The organism is Burkholderia sp. MSMB1078WGS, assembly GCF_001528895.1.
GTDB lineage: Bacteria > Pseudomonadota > Gammaproteobacteria > Burkholderiales > Burkholderiaceae > Burkholderia.
In genome coordinates this window covers 248,876-269,445 of sequence record NZ_LPDI01000038.1, presented here as the reverse complement: position 1 = coordinate 269,445, position 20,570 = coordinate 248,876, and the positions used below count along the sequence as shown (strand labels likewise).

The following is a 20,570-nucleotide window of genomic DNA, read 5'->3' as shown; positions in this document are numbered from 1 at the left end:
AATTTGGTTTATAGACCAGTTTTTCAGCAAAAGTAAAGCCGGCACACTGCGATCCATTCCTACTGAAACCCGGATCCCGTCATGCCACTCGCGTTGCTTGCGTTGACCATCAGCGCCTTTGCCATCGGCACCACCGAATTCGTGATCGTCGGGCTGATCCCGACGATCGGTGCGGACCTCGGTGTCAGCCTGCCGTCCGCCGGCCTGCTCGTCAGCCTGTATGCGCTGAGCGTCGCGATCGGCGCGCCGCTGCTCACCGCGCTCACCGGCCGCGTGCCGCGCAAGGCGCTGCTCGCCGGGCTGATGGCGCTCTTCACCGTCGGCAACCTCGTCGCGTGGCAGGCGCCCGGCTACGAATCGCTGATCGTCGCGCGCATCCTCACCGGCCTCGCGCATGGCGTGTTCTTCTCGGTCGGCTCGATCATCGCGACCACGCTCGTGCCGAAGGACAAGGCCGCCAGCGCGATCGCGACGATGTTCAGCGGCATGACCGTCGCGTTCGTCGCCGGCATTCCGCTCGGCACCTTCATCGGCCAGCACTTCGGCTGGCGTGCGACGTTCCTGATCGTCGCGATGTTCGGCCTCGTCGCGTTCGTCGGCGCGGTCGCATTCGTGCCGCGCGGGCTGCCGCAGACGCCGCCGGCGCCCCTCGCCCGCCAGTTGCGCGTGCTGGCCCAGCCGCGCCTGCTGCTCGTCTATGCGATGACGGCCGTCGGTTATGGCGGCTCGCTGATCGCGTTCACCTATATGGCGCCGCTGCTCGAACGGATCGCCGGCTTCACGCCGTCGCAGGTCAGCCTCGTGCTCGTCGGCTACGGCGTATCGGTCGCGGTCGGCAACGTGTGGGGAGGCAAGCTCGCGGACGCCGTCGGCCCCGTGAAGGCGCTCAAGCGGATCTTCCTGCTGCTCGCGATCGTGCTGCTCGCGTTGACCTTCACGATCCACGCGAAATGGCTCGCAGTCCTGACGATGCTCGCGTGGGGTGCCGTGGCGTTCGGCAACGTGCCGGGGCTGCAGGTGTACGTCGTCAAGCAGGCACGCCACTTCGCGCCGGACGCCACCGACGTCGCATCGGGCTTCAACATCGCCGCCTTCAACCTCGGCGTGGCCGGCGGCTCGTCGCTCGGCGGCCTGATCGTCGCGAACGTCGGCCTCGGCCACACGCCGTGGATCGCCGCCGTCGTCACGCTCGGCGCATTCGCACTCACCGCGCTGAGCGGCCGTCTCGACCGCCGCCACGGGCTGCCCGAGCGCACGGCCGGCCCCATCGAACTCGCCCATTGAACGCCACTTTTTTACAGGAGCCACCAGCATGAACGCATCGACCTCACGCCCGCCGTTCGCCGGCAAGACTTTCGAAGTCCGTTACGACGGCCTCACCGCGCTCAACGCATACGACGAAGACGGCCGTCACATGCGCTACGAGATCACCGAAGGCCCGTACGCGGGCGCGAAGGGCGAAGTCGAATACACGTGGCAGCGCGTCGCCGGCGAGATCTACGCGATCTCGTGGCAGGAAGCCGATCGCGCCACCGTCGTGCATATCGACGATTTCGCCGCCGGCACGTCGCGCTCGTTCTTCACCGCGTCGTCGCTCGATTTCTACCGGCTCGACGGCAGCCTGCGCGCGGTCTGAACGGAGGCGCCATCATGTCCACGTCGCTCGACAAGCTCGCAGACGGCGGCTTCAGCATCGGCATCGAACTGCCGATCGACAACGACTGGTCGCCGGCCGGCGACGCGAAGCGCCAGCATGACGGCCGCCGCCCCGGCGTGCCCGATATGGAGATCCACGCGGAACTCGCGCAACTGGCCGACACGCTCGGCTTCCGCGCGCTCTGGGTGCGCGACGTGCCGGTGTACGACCCGTCGTTCGGCGACGCCGCGCAGGTGTTCGAGACGTTCTCGTATCTCGGCTACCTCGCCGGGATCACGCGCGACATCCTGCTCGGCACCGCGGCCGTCGTGCTGCCGCTGCGCGAACCGCTGCTGACGCTGAAATCGGCGGCGACGATCCAGGAATTGAGCGGCGGGCGCCTGCTGCTCGGCGTCGCGAGCGGCGACCGGCCGGTCGAATATCCGCTGTTCGGCCGCGACTTTTCCACGCGCGGCGCGACCTTCCGCGACCAGGTCGCGCTGCTGCGCGACGGCGCGCGCGGGCATCTGCCGCCCGGCCTGGACGTGCTTCCCGCGGCCCGTTCGCCGGTGCCGCTGCTCGTCGCGGGCCTCGCGCAGCAGACGCCCGCGTGGATCGGCGAGCACATGGACGGCTGCCTCGCGTATCCGGGCACGCCTGCCGATCATCTGCAGCGCGCCGCGAGCTGGCGTGCGGTGGCCGGCGACAAGCCGTACGTGAGCTTCATCCATCTCGACCTCGCGGAAGATCCGCACGCGCCGCTGCAGCGGCATCGCTTCGGCGCCCGCGCGGGACGCGTCGCGCTGACGGAGGAACTCGCGGCGATGCGCGACGCGGGCGTGCAGCACATCGGCCTGCATTTCCGCCGCAACCGGCGGCCGCTCGACGAAACGATGGCCGAGATCGCGGCGGACGTGCTGCCCGCATTCCATCCGCAAACGAATCCGCAGACGCGGGCCGCATAAGGCCGACGAGCGTCTTCCCATAGGCGAAGCGCCGACCAATATTTGATTTCAAATCAAATATTTTTGATATCTAAAGGCGTTTATTTCATCAGTTTCAAGCGCCAGAATGATTCCGATACCGCAATCGTTCCCCCTCTTTCAGGAGCACAGATGAGCAAGATTCCCGCCTTCGGCCTCGGTACGTTCCGCCTGCAAGGCCACGTGGTCATCGACTCGGTGCGCAACGGCCTCGAAGTCGGCTACCGCGCGATCGACACCGCGCAGATCTACGGCAACGAAGCCGAAGTCGGCGAAGCGATCGCCGCGTCGGGCGTGCGCCGCGAAGACCTGTTTCTCACGACGAAGATCTGGGTCGACAACTACGCGCCGGACAAGCTGGCGGCCAGCCTCGAGGAAAGCCTGCGCAAGCTGCGCACCGACTACGTCGACCTGACGCTGATCCATTGGCCGGCGCCGGGCAACGGCGTGTCGATCGACGCGTTCATGACCGCGCTGGCCGACGCGAAGGCGAAGGGCCTCACGCGCCGGATCGGCATCTCGAACTTCAACATCGAACTGACGAAGGAAGCGATCGCGGCCGTCGGCAAGGACGCGATCGCGACGAACCAGATCGAGCTGAGCCCGTACCTGCAGAACCGCAAGCTGGTCGAGTTCCTGAACGCCGAAGGCATCCACGTGACGTCGTACATGACGCTCGCGTACGGCAAGGTGCTCGGCGATCCGGTGCTCGGCGCAATCGCGCAGCGCCACGACGCGACGCCGGCGCAAGTCGCACTCGCATGGGCGCTGCAGCTCGGCTACTCGGTGATTCCTTCGTCGACCAGGCGCGAGAACCTCGCGAGCAACCTGCTCGCGCAGACGCTGCGCCTGACCGACGAAGACATGGCGCAGATCGCCGCGCTCGAACGCAACGGTCGCGAAGTCGACCCGGCCGGCCTCGCGCCGAAGTGGGACTGAGCGCGCCGCGCCCTCATCCGACATGACCCGTCGCGGCCCGCCGGCCGCGGCACCGACAGGACACCACCATGACCCAGGACCCGCTTTTCCAACCGCTGCGACTCGGCCCGCTGACGCTGCCGAACCGCATCGTGATGCCGCCGATGACGCGTTCGCGCGCGAGCCAGCCCGGCGACGAAGCCAACGAACTGATGGCCGCGTATTACGCGCAGCGCGCGAGTGCGGGGCTGATCGTCAGCGAAGGCACCTACATCGCGCCGCTCGGCAAAGGTTACGCATGGACGCCCGGCATCCACACGCCATCGCAAGTCGCCGGCTGGCGCAAGGTGACGGACGCCGTGCATGCCGCGCACGGCCGCATCTTCGCGCAGCTGTGGCACGTCGGCCGGCTGAGCCACACGAGCCTGCTCGGCGGCGCGCAACCCGTGTCGTCGTCGCCGCTTCAGGCGAAGGGCGTGAACGTGTTCATCGCCGGCGAAGACGGCAGCACGCCGGGTTTCGTGCAGGCGTCCGAGCCGCGCGCGCTGTCGATCGACGAGATCCGCGAGATCGTCGATCAATACCGCGCCGCCGCCCGCCACGCGATCGAAGCCGGCTTCGACGGCGTCGAGCTGCACGGCGCGAACGGCTACCTCGTGAACCAGTTCATCGACTCGAACGCGAACACGCGCACCGACGCGTACGGCGGCTCGCTGGAAAACCGGCTGCGCTTCCTGCGCGAAGTCGCGCAGGCGCTGATCGAAGGCGCCGGCGACGCGTCGCGCGTCGGCATCCGCCTGGCGCCGCTGACCACGCTGAACGGCTGCGTCGACGACGATCCGGAAACGACCTACGTCGCCGCTGCGAAGCTGCTCGGCGAACTCGGCGTCGGCTACCTGCACATCGCGGAAGCCGACTGGGACGACGCACCGCTGATGCCGGTCGCCTTCAAGCAGCAATTGCGCGCCGCGTTCCCGGGCGTGCTGATCTATGCCGGCGCGTACACCGCCGAGCGCGCACGCGAAGCGATCGCCGCCGGCTGGGCCGACCTCATCGCATTCGGCCGCCCGTTCGTCGCGAACCCCGACCTGCCCGAGCGGCTGCGCACCGGTGCCGCGCTCGCGCCGCACGACCGCAACACGCTGTTCGGCGGCGGCGCCCACGGCCTGACCGACTACCCGACGCTCGCGCAAGCCGCGGCCTGAACGATTCTCCCGTTCGTGCCCGGTCAGCCGCTGTCCGTCGACTCCACGCAGGTCAACATCAACCCGGTCGCGATCCGCTGATCGCACATCCGTCCTTCGGCAATCGCGGCGACTATCGCCGCGATTGCCATTTCCGCATTGCAGCCTGTGCGATCGACGTCTAACGTTGACGGGATCGACGCCGTACGACCGTCACCCGACCTGAAAGGACGCTCCGTCATGCCAAGCCTCTCCCCGACACGCGACATGCTGCTGGCCCTTGCGGCCGGTTTTTCCCTGGCGGCCTTTACCTCGCCCGCACAAGCCGACGAGGCCGCCGGCCTCACGGCGCCAGCGCCGGCCACGCCGGTGCTGACGACCACCGCGACCGGCGTGCAGATCTATTCGTGCGAATACGATGCCGACCACCGGCTCGCGTGGACCTTCAAGCGCCCGGAGGCGATGCTGTTCGACGGCGGCGGCACGCTCGTCGTCCGGCACGGTGCGGGGCCGTCGTGGGAAGCACTCGACGGTAGCCGCATTACCGGCAAGAAGCTCGCGGAAGCGCCGAGCGCAAGCCCGGCCAGTATTCCGCAACTGCTGCTCGCGGCGACGCCGGCCGCAACCGGCACGCTCGCCGGCGTGCGTTTCGTGCAGCGGCTCGACACGGCGGGCGGCACGCCGCCGGCCGCGACGTGCACGACCGAGCATGCGGTCGGCCGCTTCCCGTACTTCGCGCGCTACGTGTTCCTGAAGTGACGCGCACGGCGTCGCAAGCGACGGGTGTCATCCCGTCGCCTTCCGCCACGCTTCCATTCAATCAGTTTTCCTATATTTGATGCGGGGAACCGTGAAATCGCCAGCCCCCTCGTTCCCTCTGGTCAGCGTAGCCGCATCGACACTTCGACGTCGCCACCGAACGGCACCGACAGATAGCCGTTTTCCGCCGCACGCACGTAAGCAAGATAGTCGGGGCTGTATTCCGCGTTGTCTGCCACGACGAACGCCCCCGCCCTGAGCCGCGGCTCGACCAGCGCGAGAATCTCCGGGTACAGCGCCTTCGCCCCGTCGAGCAGCAGCAGGTCGACCGAATCCGGAAGACCGGCGGCCAGCGTGCGCAGCGCATCGCCTTCGCGAATCTCCACGAGATCGGCCAATCCGCCCGCCGCCAGGTTCGCGTGCGCACGCACGACCTTCGACGGCTCGAACTCGCTCGTGATCAGCCGCCCGCCGCCGTTGTCGCGCAGCGCGGCCGCGAGATGCAGCGTCGAAATGCCGAACGACGTGCCGAATTCGACAATTACCTTCGCACCGACGCCGCGCGCGAGCATGTACAGCAGTGTGCCCGTCTCGCGCGACACGGCGAGCGGATAGTCCTTCAGGCGCGCATACAGATCGGCGTAGTCCGTCTTGCTGCGCATCAGCCGCGCTTGCTCGTCGCGCGACACGTTGGCGAAGTCCGGGCTCGTCGCGGGCGACGACGCGTCGGCTTCGTCGAACAGGCGCGCCAGCAGCGAAGCCAGCGGGTCGAGCATCAGGGTGGTCATGCGAATCTCCTGTATCGGGTTGAGTGCGACTAGAATATGACGAACTATTCAGGTTTTACTATTCGCATTGGCAGACCGCTCATGGCCGACCGCCGAAACACCCCGATTGCCACGCGCAAGCAGCCTCGGCAGGCGCGTTCGACCCGTCTCGTCGAGGACGTCCTCGAGGCGGCTATTCAGGTTTTGGCGAGCGAAGGCGCGCAGCGCTTCACGATGGCGCGCGTCGCCGAGCGGGCCGGCGTGAGCGTGGGCTCGCTGTACCAGTACTTCCCGAACAAGGCGTCCGTGCTGTTCCGGCTCCAGCACGACGAGTGGCGGCAGACGCACGACATGCTGTGCGGGATGCTGCAGGACACGCGGAAGACGCCGCCCGAACGGCTGCGCACCGCCGTCCACGCGTTCATCCGTTCGGAATGCGACGAGGCGCCGATGCGCGTCGCCCTCGACGATGCCGCGCCGCTCTATCGAGACGCCCCCGAGGCGCAGGCAGTGAAGGCGGAGAGCCACCGGGTGTTCAACGCGTTCATGCGCGAAGCGCTGCCCGACGTATCCGACGCCACGCATGCGCTCGCGTGCGAGCTGATCATGACGACGCTCACGGCCGGCGGCAAGGCGTTCTCCGAAACGGCGCGCACGCCAGCGGAAATCGATGCCTATTCCGCCGCGATGGCCGACATGTTCTGCGCATATCTCGCACATCTCGCGCACGATTGAGCCCGCGCCGGCACGGAGGCCGCGCACGCGCGCCAGCCGTATCGCCCGCATGCAGGTTGCGCGGCCGCGAATTCCGCCGCCCGCCCCTGTTCGCACCGGCGCTCCCGGCCATATTGAAAGTCGTTCGTAATATTCAATGCGTCGCCCGCTTCCTCGCCCGCCGACCCTGCATTCAAATAGTCGCCTTAACGGATTCGAACTAGGCGTATACACGCGTGTCGGCACGACGGAGCCCCGTCGCACGCCGATATAAGCGCTGCGACATGCGCTGCATGCTCGTCCCCCGATGGGACGTGATCGGCGGCTCGCCTAACCTTCGCTACGGCAAAGCACACGTGACGGGGTCGACCACACCACGCGTCGTCCGACGCGACACCCTCGCGATCGTTTCGATTCGCACGTCACGACGCGCATCGCGCGTCATTCGTCTCCACGACGTTGCCGAACAATCCCAACCAGATACGAGACACCCTGACGACGGTTCGCTACGGACCGTTTCAGCATGCTGATAAAGGAGCAAGCTCATGAGCGATACCCCGGTGCAGCCGACGGTCGGCGTCGGCGCGGAAGAAACTGACTTTGGCGCCCAGGGAGTCATCGACCGGTACTTCGGCATTTCGTCGCGCGGCAGCACGCAGCGCCGCGAGATCATTGCCGGCGTGACCACCTTCCTCGCGATGGTCTATTCCGTGTTCGTCGTGCCCGGCATGTTCGGCAAGGCCGGTTTCGACACGAGCGCCGTGTTCGTAGCGGTCTGTCTCACCACCGCGTTCGGCTCGCTGCTGATGGGCCTGTGGGCGAAGCTGCCGATCGCGATCGGCTGCGCGATCTCGCTGACCGCGTTCACCGCGTTCGGCCTCGTGCTCGGCAAGGGGCTGCCTCCGACGGTCGCGCTCGGCGCCGTGTTCCTGATGGGCCTCGTGTTTACCGGCATCTCGGTCACCGGCGTGCGTTCGTGGATCCTGCGCAATCTGCCCGCGGGCGTCGCGCACGGCACGGGGATCGGCATCGGACTATTCCTGCTGCTGATCGCATCGAACGACGTCGGCCTCGTGATCAAGAACCCGGGCGCCGGCCTGCCGGTCTCGCTCGGCCAGATCACCGCGTTCCCGGTCATCATGTCGATCGTCGGCCTCGCCGCGATCTTCGGCCTCGAAAAGCGTCGCGTGCCGGGCGGCATCCTGCTGGTCGTGATCGCGATCTCGGTATTCGGCCTGATCTTCGATCCGGGCGTGAAATACCGCGGCATCTTCGCGCTGCCGTCGCTCAGCGCGCCGGGCCACGCATCGCTGATCGGCGCGATGGACATCAAGGGCGCGCTGTCGATGGCCGTACTGCCGAGCGTGCTCGCGCTGGTGATGACCGCCGTGTTCGACGCGACCGGCACCATCCGCGCGGTCGCCGGGCAGGCCGGCCAGCTCGACGAAAACGGCCGCATCGTCAATGGCGGCCGCGCACTGACCGCCGATTCGATCAGCTCGATCTTCTCCGGCTTCCTCGGCGGCGCGCCGGCGGCGGCCTACATCGAGTCGAGCGTCGGCGTGGCCGCCGGCGCGAAGACGGGGCTCGCGGCAGCCGTGGTCGGCTTGCTGTTCCTCGTCGTGATGTTCTTCTCGCCGCTCGCGGGACTCGTGCCGTCGTACGCCACCGCACCGGCGCTGATGTACGTCGGCCTGTTGATGCTCGGCAGCGTGAGCAAGCTGCACATGGACGACATGGTCGACGCGATGTCGGGCCTCGTGTGCGCGGTGTTCATCGTGCTGACCGCGAACATCGTGACGGGCATCATGCTCGGCTTCTCGACGCTCGTGATCGGCCGCATCGCCAGCGGCGAATTCCGCAAGCTCAACGTCGGCACCGTGCTCATCGCGGCCGTGCTCGTCACGTTCTATCTCGGCGGCTGGGCAATCTGAGCGCGACACCTGCGCGACGTCGCCTGCACAAGGGCGACGCGCATCGGGACGAGATCGTCTCCTCCACCATCGTCGTCGATGGTCTCCAGGCCTGGGAACGCGAGTTTCCAGGCCTTTTTTGCCCGTACGGCGCCGCGTGACGCGCTTCGCGACAACGGCGCGATACCCGTTCGCGCCCGGCGCCACGTTCGCGGCGTCGCGCCGTCAGAACGGCTTGATCACGGCCAGCCCGACGACGAGCGCGATCGCGACGATCGCCGCGCCCGCCGCTTGCCCGAGCCACGGCGCCGGCATGACGACGAGATCGTCGCGCTCCATGCGCCGCAGCGTGCCGGCCAGGATCCCGTGCAGCACCGACAGCGCGGCGACGAGCGCAAGCTTCCCCGACAGCCACGCGGCGCCGAACCAGTGACCGCTCAGCGCGAGCGCGATGCCGGCGATCCAGACGAGCGCGAGTGCGGGCGCCGTCACCGTGCGATCCCAGCGCCGCACCGCGCGATGCACGGCGAGGTTCGCAATCCGGACCCCGACGGACGACAACAGCAACCCGCCGACGAACGTGACGACGGCGACCAGATGCACGGCCTTCAGCACCAGGTAGATCATCGTGCGTGCCGCCTGCGCGCGATCCAGCCCGCGCTCGCCAGCCCCGCGAACGGCACGACGGCCGACAGCACGAGCCGCGCGACCTCGCCCTTGCTCCACAGCCCGCTCGACGCGGTGCCGACCACCGCCCATCCATACATGACGAACGCGATGCCGTGAACCGGGCCCATGATCGATACCGCGACCGGATAGCCGGCCAGATGCTTGAGCGGCACGGCCACGCACACCAGCACGACGAGTGTGGTCGCCTCCAGCAGCGACAGGTATTGCAGGTTCCGCAACGCGTTGCGATCGTCTTGTTTCATCGGCGGGCTCCAGGTAGGTTCGCCGCGATTGTCGCGTGTGGTGCGGGTCCGAGCCATTGGCTAGAATGACATCTTTCAACGGATTCCGGCCACGGCCGCACACGCCATGCACACGGTCGCCGTTCTTGCGTTGCCCGATGTCGTCCCGTTCGATCTGGGCGTCGCCTGCGACACGTTCGCGCGCGTGCGGGCGCCCGACGTCGCGCCCGCGTACCGCGTGCGCGTGTGCAGCGAGCAGCCGCGCGTCGGCGGCGAGCTGTTCGAGCTGCGTCCGCCGTTTCGTCTCGATGCGCTGGCCGACGCCGATACGATCATGGTGCCCGGCACGTCGGCGCCGCTCGCACCCACGTCGCGCCGCGTGCTCGACGCGCTGCGCGCGGCGGCCGCGCGCGGATGCCGGATCGCATCGATCTGCAGCGGCGCGTTCGTGCTCGCGGAAGCGGGGCTGCTCGACGGCCTGCGCGCGACGACGCACTGGCTCGCAGCCGCCGAACTCGCGCGCCGCTATCCGACCGTCGACGTCGACCCGAACGTGCTGTTCGTCGACAACGGCCAGATCCTGACGTCGGCCGGTGCAGCGGCCGGCCTCGATCTGTGCCTGCACATGATCCAGGCCGACTATGGCGCAGCGGTCGCCGTCGACGCCGCCCGCAGCGCGGTGGCGCCGCGCGTGCGCGAAGGCGGGCAGGCGCAGTTCATCGCGCCCGAATGGCCGGCCGGCGGCGACGGCCTGCACGACCTGATGGACTGGCTGCAGGCCAACCTGCGCAAGCCGCTGACGCTCGACGCGATCGCGCGCAAGGCGTCGACGAGCGTGCGCACGCTGACGCGGCGCTTCCGGGAGCAGACGGGCACGTCGCCGGGGCAATGGCTGCAGATCGCGCGCGTGCGGCATGCGCAGCAGTTGCTGGAGGTGACCGAGCTGTCGATCGAACATGTGGCGACGGAAGCCGGGTTCGGTTCGGTCACCGCGTTTCGCGAACGCTTCGCGCGCATCGTCGGCACCTCGCCGCAGCGTTATCGGCAGGCGTTCCGCGCGCGCGCCGATGCGTAACGCGCATCGGGATCGCCCCGCCGAAGCATGAATCCGCCGCCCCCTTTCGCGCCCACCGGACTCGATCCATGACCCGCATCCGTAACCCCTTGAACATCGCGCAGCTCCAGGCGTTCGTCTCCGCCGCGCACCACAAGAGCCTGCGCGCCGCCGCCCGCGAGCTCGGCGTCACGCAGCCGGCGATCACGCACACGATCCGCGAGCTCGAAACCGCGCTCAACGCGGAGCTGCTCGCCCGCAGCGTGCGCGGCGTCGAGCTGACCGCCTGCGGCGAGGCGCTGCTGCCGCGCGCCGAGCAATTGCTCGGCGACATCCGCCGCACGGTCGAGGCGGTCGAGCAGGTGAAAGGCGAGATGTCGGGCCGCGTCGCGGTCGGCACGATGCCGTCGATCGCGCTGACCGCGTTGCCGCACGCGGTGACGGCATTCCGCGGGTCGATGCCGAACGTCAGCCTGCATCTGGAGGAAGTGACGGTGCCCGACGCGCTCGCGCAGTTGCGCAACGGCACGCTCGACATCGCTGCGATGCACCATGTGCCCGCGCTCGACCGCGATTTCACGCAATTGCCGCTGCTGTCGACCGAATTCACGATCGTGATGCGCGACGGTCATCCGCTCGCGCATGCGCGCCGGTTAGAGGAACTGCTCGACGCCGAATGGATCGTCACCGTCGGCGCCGAGCAGTTTCCGCACAGCGTGATGGTCGGGATGTTCGAGGCGCACGGGTTGCCGCTGCCGAAACGTTTGCTGCGCTCGCCGATGTCGTTCGCGGTGACGCTGGGGCTCGTCGCGCGCTCGGACGTGATCGGCTGCTTCACGCGCCAGCTCGCCGCGATGGTCGCCCCGCTCGGCATCCGCACGGCCGAACTCGACGAAAGCATGCCGCGCTTCGACCTGTCGATCATCGCGCGGCGCGACCTGCTGCCCACGCCGGCCGTCTCGCACTTCGTCACGTGCCTGCAGCGCGCGGTCAACGAAACGCTCGGCTGAATCGTTCCTGTGTGTGAAACGGCGGCGCGTCCGACGCGCCGCCGCCGGGCCCGGTATCGGGGCTTGTCCTAGGCGCCCTGCCGGTATTTTGTCTTGATAATCTTGCGCACGTCGCGCGCCCCCATCGGGCGGGCGAAACGGACTGTCCGACGCGAAGCCGCGGCGGGCCGAAGGCTTACGGCGCGGCACAACCGCGCACCCATCGAACAAAACGAGGAGTCACCGAGTGAAAAAGATTCTTGCGGCTGTGACCGTGGCCCTGCTCGCCGTATCGGCCGGCAGCGCGTACGCGAAAGACTGGACGACCGTGCGGTTCGGCGTCGACGCAAGCTACCCGCCTTTCGAATCGAAAGGCGCCGACGGCAAGGTGGTCGGCTTCGACGTCGATCTGGGCAACGAAATCTGCCGCCGCTTGAACGCGAAGTGCGTGTGGATCGAAAACGACTTCGACGGGATGATCCCGGCGCTGAAGGCCCGCAAGTTCGACGGCGTGCTGTCGTCGATGTCGATGACGCCGGCGCGTCAGGAACAGATCGCGTTCTCGGCGAAGCTGTTCAACACGCCGACGCGCCTCGTCACGAAGAAGGGCGCCGGCCTGATGCCGACGGCCGAATCGCTGAAGGGCAAGTCGGTCGGCGTCGAGCAGGGCACGATCCAGGAAACCTACGCGAAGACGTACTGGGCGTCGAAGGGCGTGAACGTCGTGCCTTACCAGAACCAGGACCAGGTCTACGCCGACCTGATCTCCGGCCGTCTGGACGGCGCGCTGCAGGACGCGGTGCAAGCCGAGATCGGCTTCCTGAAGACGCCGCGCGGCGCGAACTTCGACTTCGCCGGCAAGGATCTCGACGATCCGAAGACGCTCGGCAACGGCGCCGGTATCGGCCTGCGCAAGGAAGACACCGACCTGAAGGCGAAGATCGACGGCGCGATCGCCGGCATGCGCAAGGACGGCACGTACGACAAGATCGCGAAGAAGTACTTCGATTTCGACGTCTACGGCAAGTAATCCGGCCGACGCACGCGCGAATCGGCGCGATGGAAACGGGCTCCGCGAGGAGCCCGTTTTTTTGCGCGCGGCGCCGGCGACGTTATTTTTTCCGCATCAACCCGATGATTCGCAACGGAAAACCGCGCGTTCTGGCGCCGGTTTGATGGCGGCGAGAAAGGCAACGTACAATCGATCTTCCACGCACATGGATCATTCGCGGCTGCGCCGCACTCCCCTCATCATGCAAACGCAGACCCATCCGCTGATTTCCCCCGCCGTCGGTACCGAACGCCAGATCACCAGCTTCCATTACGGCCCGCGCGGCGGCAAGAAAGTCTATATCCAGTCGTCGCTGCACGCGGACGAGCTGCCCGGCATGCTGGTCGCCACGCTGCTGCGCCGCAAGATCGCCGCGCTCGAAGCAGCCGGCAAGCTGCGCGGCGAAATCGTCGTCGTGCCCGTGCCCAATCCGATCGGCCTGTCGCAACACGTGTTCGGCGATCACCTCGGCCGCTTCGAGCTCGGCTCGATGCAGAACTTCAACCGCAATTTCTACGATCTCGCGGCGCTCGTGCTGCCGCGTGTCGAAGACCGCCTCACGAACGACGCGCAGCGCAATCTGGCCGTCGTGCGCACCGCGATGCGCGAAGCGCTCGACGAGCAGAAGCCGCGCACCGAACTCGACTCGCAGCGCCTCGCGCTGCAGAAGTTGTCGTTCGACGCCGATATCGTGCTCGACCTGCACTGCGACAGCGATGCGGTAATGCATCTCTACACGAATCCCGATCTGTGGCCGGACGTCGAGCCGCTGGCGCGCTATCTCGATGCGAAAGCGTCGCTGCTCGCGCTGAATTCGGTCGGCAACCCGTTCGACGAAATCCACAGCTTCTGCTGGTCCGACCTGCGCAGCCGCTTCGGCGACCGCTTCCCGATCCCGAACGGCGCGATTTCCGTCACGGTGGAGCTGCGCAGCGAACGCGACGTGTCGTACGAGTTCGCGGAAAAGGACGCGCAGGCGATCGTCGAATACCTGACCGAGCGCGGCATCGTCGAAGGCACGCCGGCGCCGCTGCCGCCGCTCGCGCACCCGGCCACGCCGCTCGCGGGCACCGATCCGCTCGTCGCGCCCGTGTCGGGCGTGATCGTGTTCCGTACGCCGGTCGGCGCGATGATCGAGGCAGGCCAAGCCGTGGCCGACATCGTCGATCCGCTGACCGATCGCGTCGTCACGCTGAAGAGCAGCGTGTCGGGCGTGCTGTACGCGCGTCAGGTCGTGCGCTTCGCGACGGCCGGCATGGAAGTCGCGCGCATCGCCGGCGCCACCGCGATCCGCACCGGCTCGCTGCTGTCCGCCTGAGCCTGGGTGCGCGGCCCGCGCGCCGGGCCGTCCCGCACTGCGCATGCACTCGCATGCACCAACGCAATCGCCCGCTAGCGCGGGCGATTGGCTTTCCGGAGCGCGCGTCGGCGGCTGGCGATCGTCCGCCGGCGGCCGTGCGCGAACGCCGTTCAGAACGCCGGCACGATCGCGCCGCCGAACTTCCGGTCGATGAACTTGCGCACGTCGTCCGATTCATAGGCCGCGACGAGCTTCTTCACCCACGGCTTGTCCTTGTCCTGCGCGCGCACCGCGATCAGGTTCGCGTACGGCCCGCGCAGATCCTCGATCGCGATCGCATCCTTCACCGGCGTGAGCCCGGCCTTGACCGCGTAGTCGGTGTTGATCGACGCGGCATCGACGTCGGGCAGCGCGCGCGGCAGTTGCGCGGCGTCGAGCTCGACGATCCTGATCTTCTTCGGGTTCTCGGCGACGTCGAGCGGCGTCGCGTTCACGCCGTTCGTGCCGACGCCGGCCTTCAGCTTGATTACCCCGTACTTCTGCAGCAGCAAGAGCGCGCGGTTGCCGTTCGACGGATCGTTCTGGATCCCGACCTTCGCGCCGACCGGCAAATCCTTCAGCGACTTGAGCTTCTTCGAATAGAAGCCCATCGGCGCGGTATAGGTGAGCCCGACGTTGACGATCTTGTAGCCGCGCTGCTTGATCTGGCTGTCGAGGAACGGCTGGTGCTGGAAGCCGTTCGCATCGAGATCGCCGGCATCGAGCGCCGCGTTCGGCTGCACGTAGTCGTTGAATTCGATGACCTTGATCGCGAGACCTTCGCGCGCGGCGACCTTCGTCACTTCGGTCCAGATCTGCGCGTCGGGGCCGCTCATCGTGCCGACTTTCAGCGTTTGCGGGTCGGCGTGCGCGCCGGGGGCGGCGAATGCCAGCGCGGCGGCGAGTGCGCCGAGGCCGGTCAGGATCGAACGTCGCATGGTGTCCTCTTGTCCCGTGTCGTTGTTGAAGCGCGCATCGTGGCACGGGGCCGGAACGGCACCAACCAAGCTTATTTCATGTGCATATTCCTGGCCCTCATCGAATCTCAGGCGGAATCGGTATAACTCCCTGCTGTACAACCGGGCAAAATCCAGTGTCGCATCGGCACCACACATTCTTCATATGACAGTCGCTGTCATATTCATTACGTGGCCCGCCGATAAAGTTGCGCCGGTCCGTGAAAGCGCCCATAGAGTGCGCCGGAACCGCAACTGGACACGCCATTCATTCGCTCGGAGAATCCTTTGAACAAGAAACTGTTGACCCTCGCCGCCCTGGCAGCAACGGCCGGCACGGCACACGCACAAAGCAGCGTGACCCTGTACGGCGTCATCGATGCCGGTATCAGCTATGTGAACCACAGCAAGACCGCCAACGGCGGCACGGGCAAGCTGTTCAAGTACGACGACGGCGTGGCCCAGGGCAGCCGTTGGGGCCTGCGCGGCACCGAAGACCTCGGTGGCGGCCTGAAGGCGATCTTCGTGCTCGAAAACGGCTTCAACAGCGGCAACGGCACGATCGGCCAGGGTGGCGCGATCTTCGGTCGCCAGGCTTACGTCGGCCTGAGCCAGTCGCAATACGGCACGGTCACGTTCGGCCGCCAGTACTCGTTCTCGACCGACATCCTCGGCTCGAACTACTCGACGGGCGGCAACACGGTCGCGGGTAACTACGCGTACCACGTGAACGACATCGACCAACTCACGTCGAGCCGCATCAACAACGCCGTGAAGTTCCAGAGCGCGAACTACTCGGGCTTCACGTTCGGCGCGTTGTACGGCTTCTCGAACTCGACCGACTTCGCTGGCGCACCGGCGACGACGACGGGCACGACGACGACGGCAGGCTCGTCGCGCGCATACAGCTTCGGCCTGAACTACGCGAACGGCCCGTTCTCGCTCGGCGCTGCCTACACGGACATCCGCTTCCCGAGCCAGTCGACGCCGGCCTTCTCGACGACGATCGCGAACCTGAGCACCGGCAACGTCCGCGACCTGCGCACGTACGGCGTGGGTGGCCGCTACGTCTGGGGCCCGGCGACGGCATGGCTGCTGTGGACGCGTACGCAGTTCTCGACCGTGTCGGGCGCGGGCGGCACGTTCTACAACGCATATGAAGCAGGCGCGAAGTACGCGTTCACGCCGGCACTGTCGGGCGGCCTCGGCTACACGTACACGAACGCCACGCAGAACGGCAACTCGTGGCACTGGAACCAGGTCAACGGTATCGCCGACTACGCACTCAGCAAGCGTACGGACGTGTACGGCCTGGTCGTGTACCAGCAAGCGTCGGGCAAGGGCGTGCAAGCGCAGATCGGCTCGAGCACGAGCTACTTCAACACGTCGGGCACGGGTTCGAAGAACCAGATCGCCGCACGTATCGGTATCCGTCACAAGTTCTAAAGCATCCGCTTAACTGTCCGCGCCACGCGTGGATCACGACGGCAAGCAGCGCCCCGCTTCACGCGGGGCGCTTTTTTATGGGCTTTTAAGTTTCGCTTAATTCTGGGCTGAGAGGATGCTCTCACCCCCCCTGTTGGCCGCCTGAGCATCGGCGGCTTTTTTTTTGAGACACCCCTACGGCACCGCCATCAACTGCCCATAAGACAGGATCGGAGGCCACGATGATCGAAGATACCGTTTTCAGCCATCTGCACGCGATTCTGACGTGCCAACACTCGCTGCCGGTCCAGAGTTGCCGGGTCTCGGTGGAAATGCAGCGCCCCTGGGGCCGTCCGTATCGCCTCGTCGAGTGGACGATGCATCTCGACGCACCCGCGCGGCGCCAGATCGTGCCGGCCGAATCGACCGACGAAGAGATCGCCGAGGTCGTCGCGTCGCACGTGCCGGGCCGGCTTTACGGCGACGGCCGGCTGCAGTTCTGAGCGCGTTTGCGCTCCACCCGCCTCCCGTCTTTCGGCCGCGCCGCACGCATCGTGCGGCAGTCGGTCTCGTTTGACGCGGCAACGAAACCTGCTACGCTGCGCGTTTTCGTCCACGCAACACACGATGGAAAACGCATTCAACGAACGTGGCGTCATGGTCACGCGCAACGGCCTGTCGGCCGCCGGGCAGGTATTCGCACTGCGTGACATTCGCCATGTCGACGTCGTCAAGATTCCGAAGAACCGGCTCGTGCCGTCGCTGATCTCGCTGATCGGCGCGGCCATCGCCGTCGCCGGCGGCATCGGCGCGTCGAGCGCCGCGCTGGTGGTCGGCGTGATGCTCGTCGTCGTCGGCTATCTCGCCTGGGCCACGCAGGACATCACGTATCGCCTGATGGTCGAGATGCCCGACGGCAAGCGCGAAGCGCTGTCGAGCGTCGACGCCGCGTTCGTCGAACGCGTCGCGCAGGTCGTGCGCGATGCACAGGCCGCGACGGCGGCCGGCTGATTCCATTCGCGTCGCGGCACGCTTCGGTTCGCGATCCGCGGATGCACGCGGCGCGTATCGGCTCGCGCGGCACCTCGTCGTTTCGGGCCGAGGCATCGTCGTCGAATCGGCTTCCCGCGTCACCGTCTCGCGTGCCGCGCGTGCGCGGCGACTGTCGACCGCCTAGTATGGAAAGAGCGGCCCGCCGCCGCATCGTCCGAGGAGGCCAGCATGAACGCCCAATCGCTGTCCGGCATGCTTCGCGCACAGGAACTGCTGATCGTGTCGATGATCCGCGCGCTTCCCCTTGACGAACGCCGTGCGCTCGTCGATCTCTACACCGAACAGATCGCGTTCGCCGAACAGGCCGGTATCGAAGGCCACGGCGATCGCGCGACACACGATGCGTTCATCGCGCATGCGCGCAACCTGCTGATTCGCATCGAAGCGCTCGCTTAAGGCCCCATTTCCCCGGAATTTCCGTCCCGGCTCGCGCGAGCCGCGCATGCGAGCACTCACTCGCGTGGGTCGCTTCGTGTCCTTGTATTGATAATAATTCTCATTTACACTGACAAAATTGTCAGTTGCCTTTCAAATCGCCGTTTGCCGCATGCCGCGCGCAAACGGGCCAGCCAGGTGAACGCGTCACCCAGCCAGCCTTCGGGCTTGTTATCGTCAATGGGAGACCACCTGTGCATTGCTATACGCTGGCGCGGCGGCCGATCTGTGCCGCGCTGTTCGGCGCGTTCGGCCTGTCCGCCGCCACGGCTCACGCCGATTCGTCGCCGCAAGGCGCCACCCCGCCTGCCGCCGTCCTGACCGCCGCCGCGTCCACGCGCGGCGATGCGGCGCTGCTCGACCCCGTCACCGTCACGGCCACCCGCACCGCCACCGCGGCGAGCCGCACGGCGGCGTCCGTGTCGGTGATCACCGACGAGGATCTCGAAGCGCAGCAGGCCACCAACATCAAGGACGCGCTGCGCTACGAGCCCGGCATCACGGTGCGCCGCACCGCGTACCGGCCCGGCAGCGCCGCGCTCGGCGGCGGCCGCGACGGCGATTCGAGCATCAACATCCGCGGCCTCGAAGGCAATCGCGTGCTGCTGATGGAAGACGGCATCCGCCTGCCGAACGCGTTCTCGTTCGGGCCGCTCGAAGCGGGTCGCGGCGACTACGCCGATCTCGACACGCTCAAGCGCATCGAGATCCTGCGCGGGCCGGCGTCGGCGCTCTACGGCAGCGACGGCCTGACCGGCGCGGTGAACTTCATCACGAAAGACCCGCGCGACCTGCTGTCGATCCACGACAAACCCTATTACTTCTCGTTCCGGCCGAGCTACGACTCGACCGACCGCAGCATCGGCGCGACCGTGTCGGCAGCGGGCGGCAACGACCGCATCCAGGGGATGATCATCGCCGACGGCCGGCGCGGCCACGAGGTCGACACGCGCGGCGGCAACAACTCGGCGAGCACGCTGCGCACGACGTCGAACCCGCAGGACGTCTATTCGGAATCGCTGCTCGGCAAGCTCGTGCTGACGCCGACTGCGCGCGACACGGTCAAGTTCACCGCCGAAACGGTGCAGCGGCGCGTGAGCACGGACGTGCTCTCCGCGATCAATGCGCCGGCGACGCTCGGCCTCACGACTCACGACCGGCTCGAGCGCAATCGCTTCAGCGTCGACTACGACTTCCGCGACGACGCATTCCGCTGGTTCCAGACCGCGCACGTGCAGTTCTACTACCAGGACGCGAAGCAGGACCAGTACGCGTTCGAGACGCGCAGTGCGCCGCTGAAATCGCGCTCGCGCGACAACCAGTACAAGGAACGCACGTTCGGCGGCGCCGCGTTCGCCGAAAGCGGCTTCGCGACCGGCCCGCTCGCGCACAAGCTGCTGTACGGCGTGGACGGCAGCCTGTCGCGCGTGACGAACATGCGCGACGGCACGGTGCCGGGCGTCGGCGAAGCGTTCCCGAACAAGGCGTTCCCCGACACCGACTACACGCTGTTCGGCGCGTTCGTGCAGGACCAGATCGGCTACGGCCGCCTGCTCGTCACGCCGGGCCTGCGCTTCGACACGTACCGGCTGAGCCCGACCGAAAACGATCCGCTGTTCACCGGCAAGGCCGTGTCGACGAGCGCGAACGAACTATCGCCGCGCGTCGCCGTGCTCTACGAGATCACGCCCGCGGTCATTCCGTACGTGCAGTACGCGCACGGCTTCCGCGCGCCGACGCCCGACCAGGTGAACAGCAGCTTCTCGAATCCGGTGTACGGCTACACGTCGATCGGCAATCCGAACCTGAAGCCCGAAACCAGCGACACGTTCGAAGCCGGCCTGCGCGGCAAGGCCGGCACCGGCTACGGCGTCGTGCGCTACAGCGCGGCCGCGTTCACCGGCCGCTACCGCAACTTCATCTCGCGCACGACGATCGCCGGCAGCGGCCGCCCGGTCGACCCGTTCGTGTTCCAGTACGTGAACTTCGCCGACGCGCGCATCCACGGCCTCGAAGGCCGCGCCGAATGGGTGATGCCGAACGGCATCACGCTGAAGACGGCGATGGCGTTCACGAAAGGCTCGACGCAGAACGACGGCGCGGCCAGCCAGCCGCTCAACACCGTGAACCCGTTCTCGGCCGTGTTCGGCGTGCGGTACGAACCGGGCGAACGCTGGTTCGTGCAGACCGACCTGCTGTTCCAGGCCGCCAAACGCGACAAGGACATCGACAAGTCCGACTGTTCGAACAAGGCGTGCTTCACGCCGCCGTCGTCGTTCGTCGTCGACCTGCGCGGCGGCTACCGCTTCAACAAGCACGTGAGCGCGACGATCGGCATCCGCAACCTGTTCGACCGCAAGTACTGGAACTGGTCGGACGTGCGCGGCATCGCGGCCGATTCACAGGTGCTCGATGCGTATTCGTCGCCCGGCCGCACGGTCGCCGTCAGCATGAAAGTGGATTTCTGATGCGCGGTGCCCGCG

21 protein-coding genes are annotated in these 20,570 nt (G+C 67.2%); 17 read left to right on the top strand and 4 right to left on the bottom strand.

Annotation, left to right across the window (positions count from 1 at the left end):
- Window positions 1–81 precede the first annotated feature (81 nt).
- The 6 genes from WT24_RS09860 to WT24_RS09835 all read left to right on the top strand — a co-directional run bounded on the left by WT24_RS09860 (window position 82) and on the right by WT24_RS09835 (window position 5,480).
- Window positions 82–1,284 (top strand): MFS transporter, encoded by a 1,203-nt coding sequence (locus tag WT24_RS09860; protein ID WP_060033084.1) that lies wholly within the window; start codon window positions 82–84, stop codon window positions 1,282–1,284.
- Window positions 1,285–1,312: 28 nt separating this feature from the next.
- Entirely contained in the window at window positions 1,313–1,636 is a 324-nt protein-coding gene (locus WT24_RS09855; protein ID WP_060033081.1) for a hypothetical protein, read from the top strand.
- 14 nt (window positions 1,637–1,650) lie between these two features.
- Window positions 1,651–2,601, top strand: a complete 951-nt coding sequence (locus WT24_RS09850; protein WP_059792908.1) for an LLM class oxidoreductase — start codon at window positions 1,651–1,653, stop codon at window positions 2,599–2,601.
- Between the two features lie 150 nt (window positions 2,602–2,751).
- The gene (gene dkgB / locus WT24_RS09845; RefSeq protein WP_060033077.1) at window positions 2,752–3,558 is read left to right on the top strand and encodes a 2,5-didehydrogluconate reductase DkgB; all 807 of its coding nucleotides are present in this window, start codon (window positions 2,752–2,754) and stop codon (window positions 3,556–3,558) included.
- Window positions 3,559–3,626: 68 nt separating this feature from the next.
- A complete protein-coding gene (locus WT24_RS09840) occupies window positions 3,627–4,742 on the top strand; it encodes an alkene reductase (RefSeq protein WP_060033073.1) in 1,116 nt (371 codons plus the stop codon).
- A 219-nt stretch (window positions 4,743–4,961) separates the two neighbouring features.
- On the top strand, window positions 4,962–5,480 hold the full coding sequence (locus tag WT24_RS09835; protein WP_060033070.1) for a DUF3455 domain-containing protein: 519 nt from the start codon (window positions 4,962–4,964) through the stop codon (window positions 5,478–5,480).
- Between the two features lie 122 nt (window positions 5,481–5,602).
- Here the strand turns inward: WT24_RS09835 and WT24_RS09830 are convergent, their stop codons facing one another.
- The gene (locus WT24_RS09830; RefSeq protein ID WP_060033067.1) at window positions 5,603–6,268 is read right to left on the bottom strand and encodes an O-methyltransferase; all 666 of its coding nucleotides are present in this window, start codon (window positions 6,266–6,268) and stop codon (window positions 5,603–5,605) included.
- 36 nt (window positions 6,269–6,304) lie between these two features.
- Here WT24_RS09830 and WT24_RS09825 point away from each other — a divergent pair, with 36 nt between their 5' ends.
- Together WT24_RS09825 and WT24_RS09820 are read left to right on the top strand one after the other, a co-directional pair.
- Entirely contained in the window at window positions 6,305–6,982 is a 678-nt protein-coding gene (locus tag WT24_RS09825; RefSeq protein ID WP_059499426.1) for a TetR family transcriptional regulator, read from the top strand.
- Window positions 6,983–7,506: 524 nt separating this feature from the next.
- Window positions 7,507–8,895: an NCS2 family permease gene (locus tag WT24_RS09820; protein ID WP_059792898.1), complete on the top strand. Its 1,389-nt coding sequence runs from the start codon at window positions 7,507–7,509 to the stop codon at window positions 8,893–8,895.
- Window positions 8,896–9,099: 204 nt separating this feature from the next.
- Here WT24_RS09820 and WT24_RS09815 read toward each other — a convergent pair whose 3' ends face one another.
- Entirely contained in the window at window positions 9,100–9,501 is a 402-nt protein-coding gene (locus tag WT24_RS09815; protein ID WP_060033064.1) for a CopD family protein, read from the bottom strand.
- Complete coding sequence (locus WT24_RS09810; RefSeq protein ID WP_060033061.1) at window positions 9,498–9,806, bottom strand: DUF3817 domain-containing protein; 309 nt, start codon at window positions 9,804–9,806, stop codon at window positions 9,498–9,500. Before WT24_RS09810 ends, WT24_RS09815 begins: the two co-directional genes overlap by 4 nt.
- A gap of 106 nt (window positions 9,807–9,912) precedes the next feature.
- Here WT24_RS09810 and WT24_RS09805 point away from each other — a divergent pair, with 106 nt between their 5' ends.
- The 4 genes from WT24_RS09805 to WT24_RS09790 all read left to right on the top strand — a co-directional run bounded on the left by WT24_RS09805 (window position 9,913) and on the right by WT24_RS09790 (window position 14,197).
- Window positions 9,913–10,860: a GlxA family transcriptional regulator gene (locus WT24_RS09805; RefSeq protein WP_059499430.1), complete on the top strand. Its 948-nt coding sequence runs from the start codon at window positions 9,913–9,915 to the stop codon at window positions 10,858–10,860.
- Between the two features lie 68 nt (window positions 10,861–10,928).
- Complete coding sequence (locus WT24_RS09800; RefSeq protein WP_060033058.1) at window positions 10,929–11,849, top strand: LysR substrate-binding domain-containing protein; 921 nt, start codon at window positions 10,929–10,931, stop codon at window positions 11,847–11,849.
- A 226-nt stretch (window positions 11,850–12,075) separates the two neighbouring features.
- A complete protein-coding gene (locus WT24_RS09795) occupies window positions 12,076–12,858 on the top strand; it encodes an ABC transporter substrate-binding protein (protein ID WP_059792892.1) in 783 nt (260 codons plus the stop codon).
- Between the two features lie 223 nt (window positions 12,859–13,081).
- Complete coding sequence (locus WT24_RS09790; RefSeq protein ID WP_059499622.1) at window positions 13,082–14,197, top strand: succinylglutamate desuccinylase/aspartoacylase family protein; 1,116 nt, start codon at window positions 13,082–13,084, stop codon at window positions 14,195–14,197.
- 152 nt (window positions 14,198–14,349) lie between these two features.
- Here the strand turns inward: WT24_RS09790 and WT24_RS09785 are convergent, their stop codons facing one another.
- Entirely contained in the window at window positions 14,350–15,156 is an 807-nt protein-coding gene (locus WT24_RS09785) for a MetQ/NlpA family ABC transporter substrate-binding protein (RefSeq protein WP_060033053.1), read from the bottom strand.
- Between the two features lie 306 nt (window positions 15,157–15,462).
- Here WT24_RS09785 and WT24_RS09780 point away from each other — a divergent pair, with 306 nt between their 5' ends.
- The 5 genes from WT24_RS09780 (at window position 15,463) to WT24_RS09755 (ending at window position 20,555) form a co-directional block, all read left to right on the top strand.
- Complete coding sequence (locus WT24_RS09780; RefSeq protein ID WP_034206016.1) at window positions 15,463–16,620, top strand: porin; 1,158 nt, start codon at window positions 15,463–15,465, stop codon at window positions 16,618–16,620.
- Window positions 16,621–16,841: 221 nt separating this feature from the next.
- Window positions 16,842–17,102 carry a DUF2866 domain-containing protein gene (locus tag WT24_RS09775; protein ID WP_011548992.1) on the top strand — a complete coding sequence of 87 codons (261 nt, stop codon included), beginning with the start codon at window positions 16,842–16,844 and terminating at the stop codon, window positions 17,100–17,102.
- A 124-nt stretch (window positions 17,103–17,226) separates the two neighbouring features.
- Window positions 17,227–17,610, top strand: a complete 384-nt coding sequence (locus WT24_RS09770) for a DUF6232 family protein (RefSeq protein ID WP_059499434.1) — start codon at window positions 17,227–17,229, stop codon at window positions 17,608–17,610.
- Between the two features lie 210 nt (window positions 17,611–17,820).
- Window positions 17,821–18,048, top strand: a complete 228-nt coding sequence (locus WT24_RS09760) for a hypothetical protein (RefSeq protein ID WP_034206014.1) — start codon at window positions 17,821–17,823, stop codon at window positions 18,046–18,048.
- 233 nt (window positions 18,049–18,281) lie between these two features.
- Window positions 18,282–20,555, top strand: coding sequence for a TonB-dependent hemoglobin/transferrin/lactoferrin family receptor (locus tag WT24_RS09755; RefSeq protein ID WP_060033050.1), 2,274 nt, complete (start codon window positions 18,282–18,284; stop codon window positions 20,553–20,555).
- Window positions 20,556–20,570 lie beyond the last annotated feature (15 nt).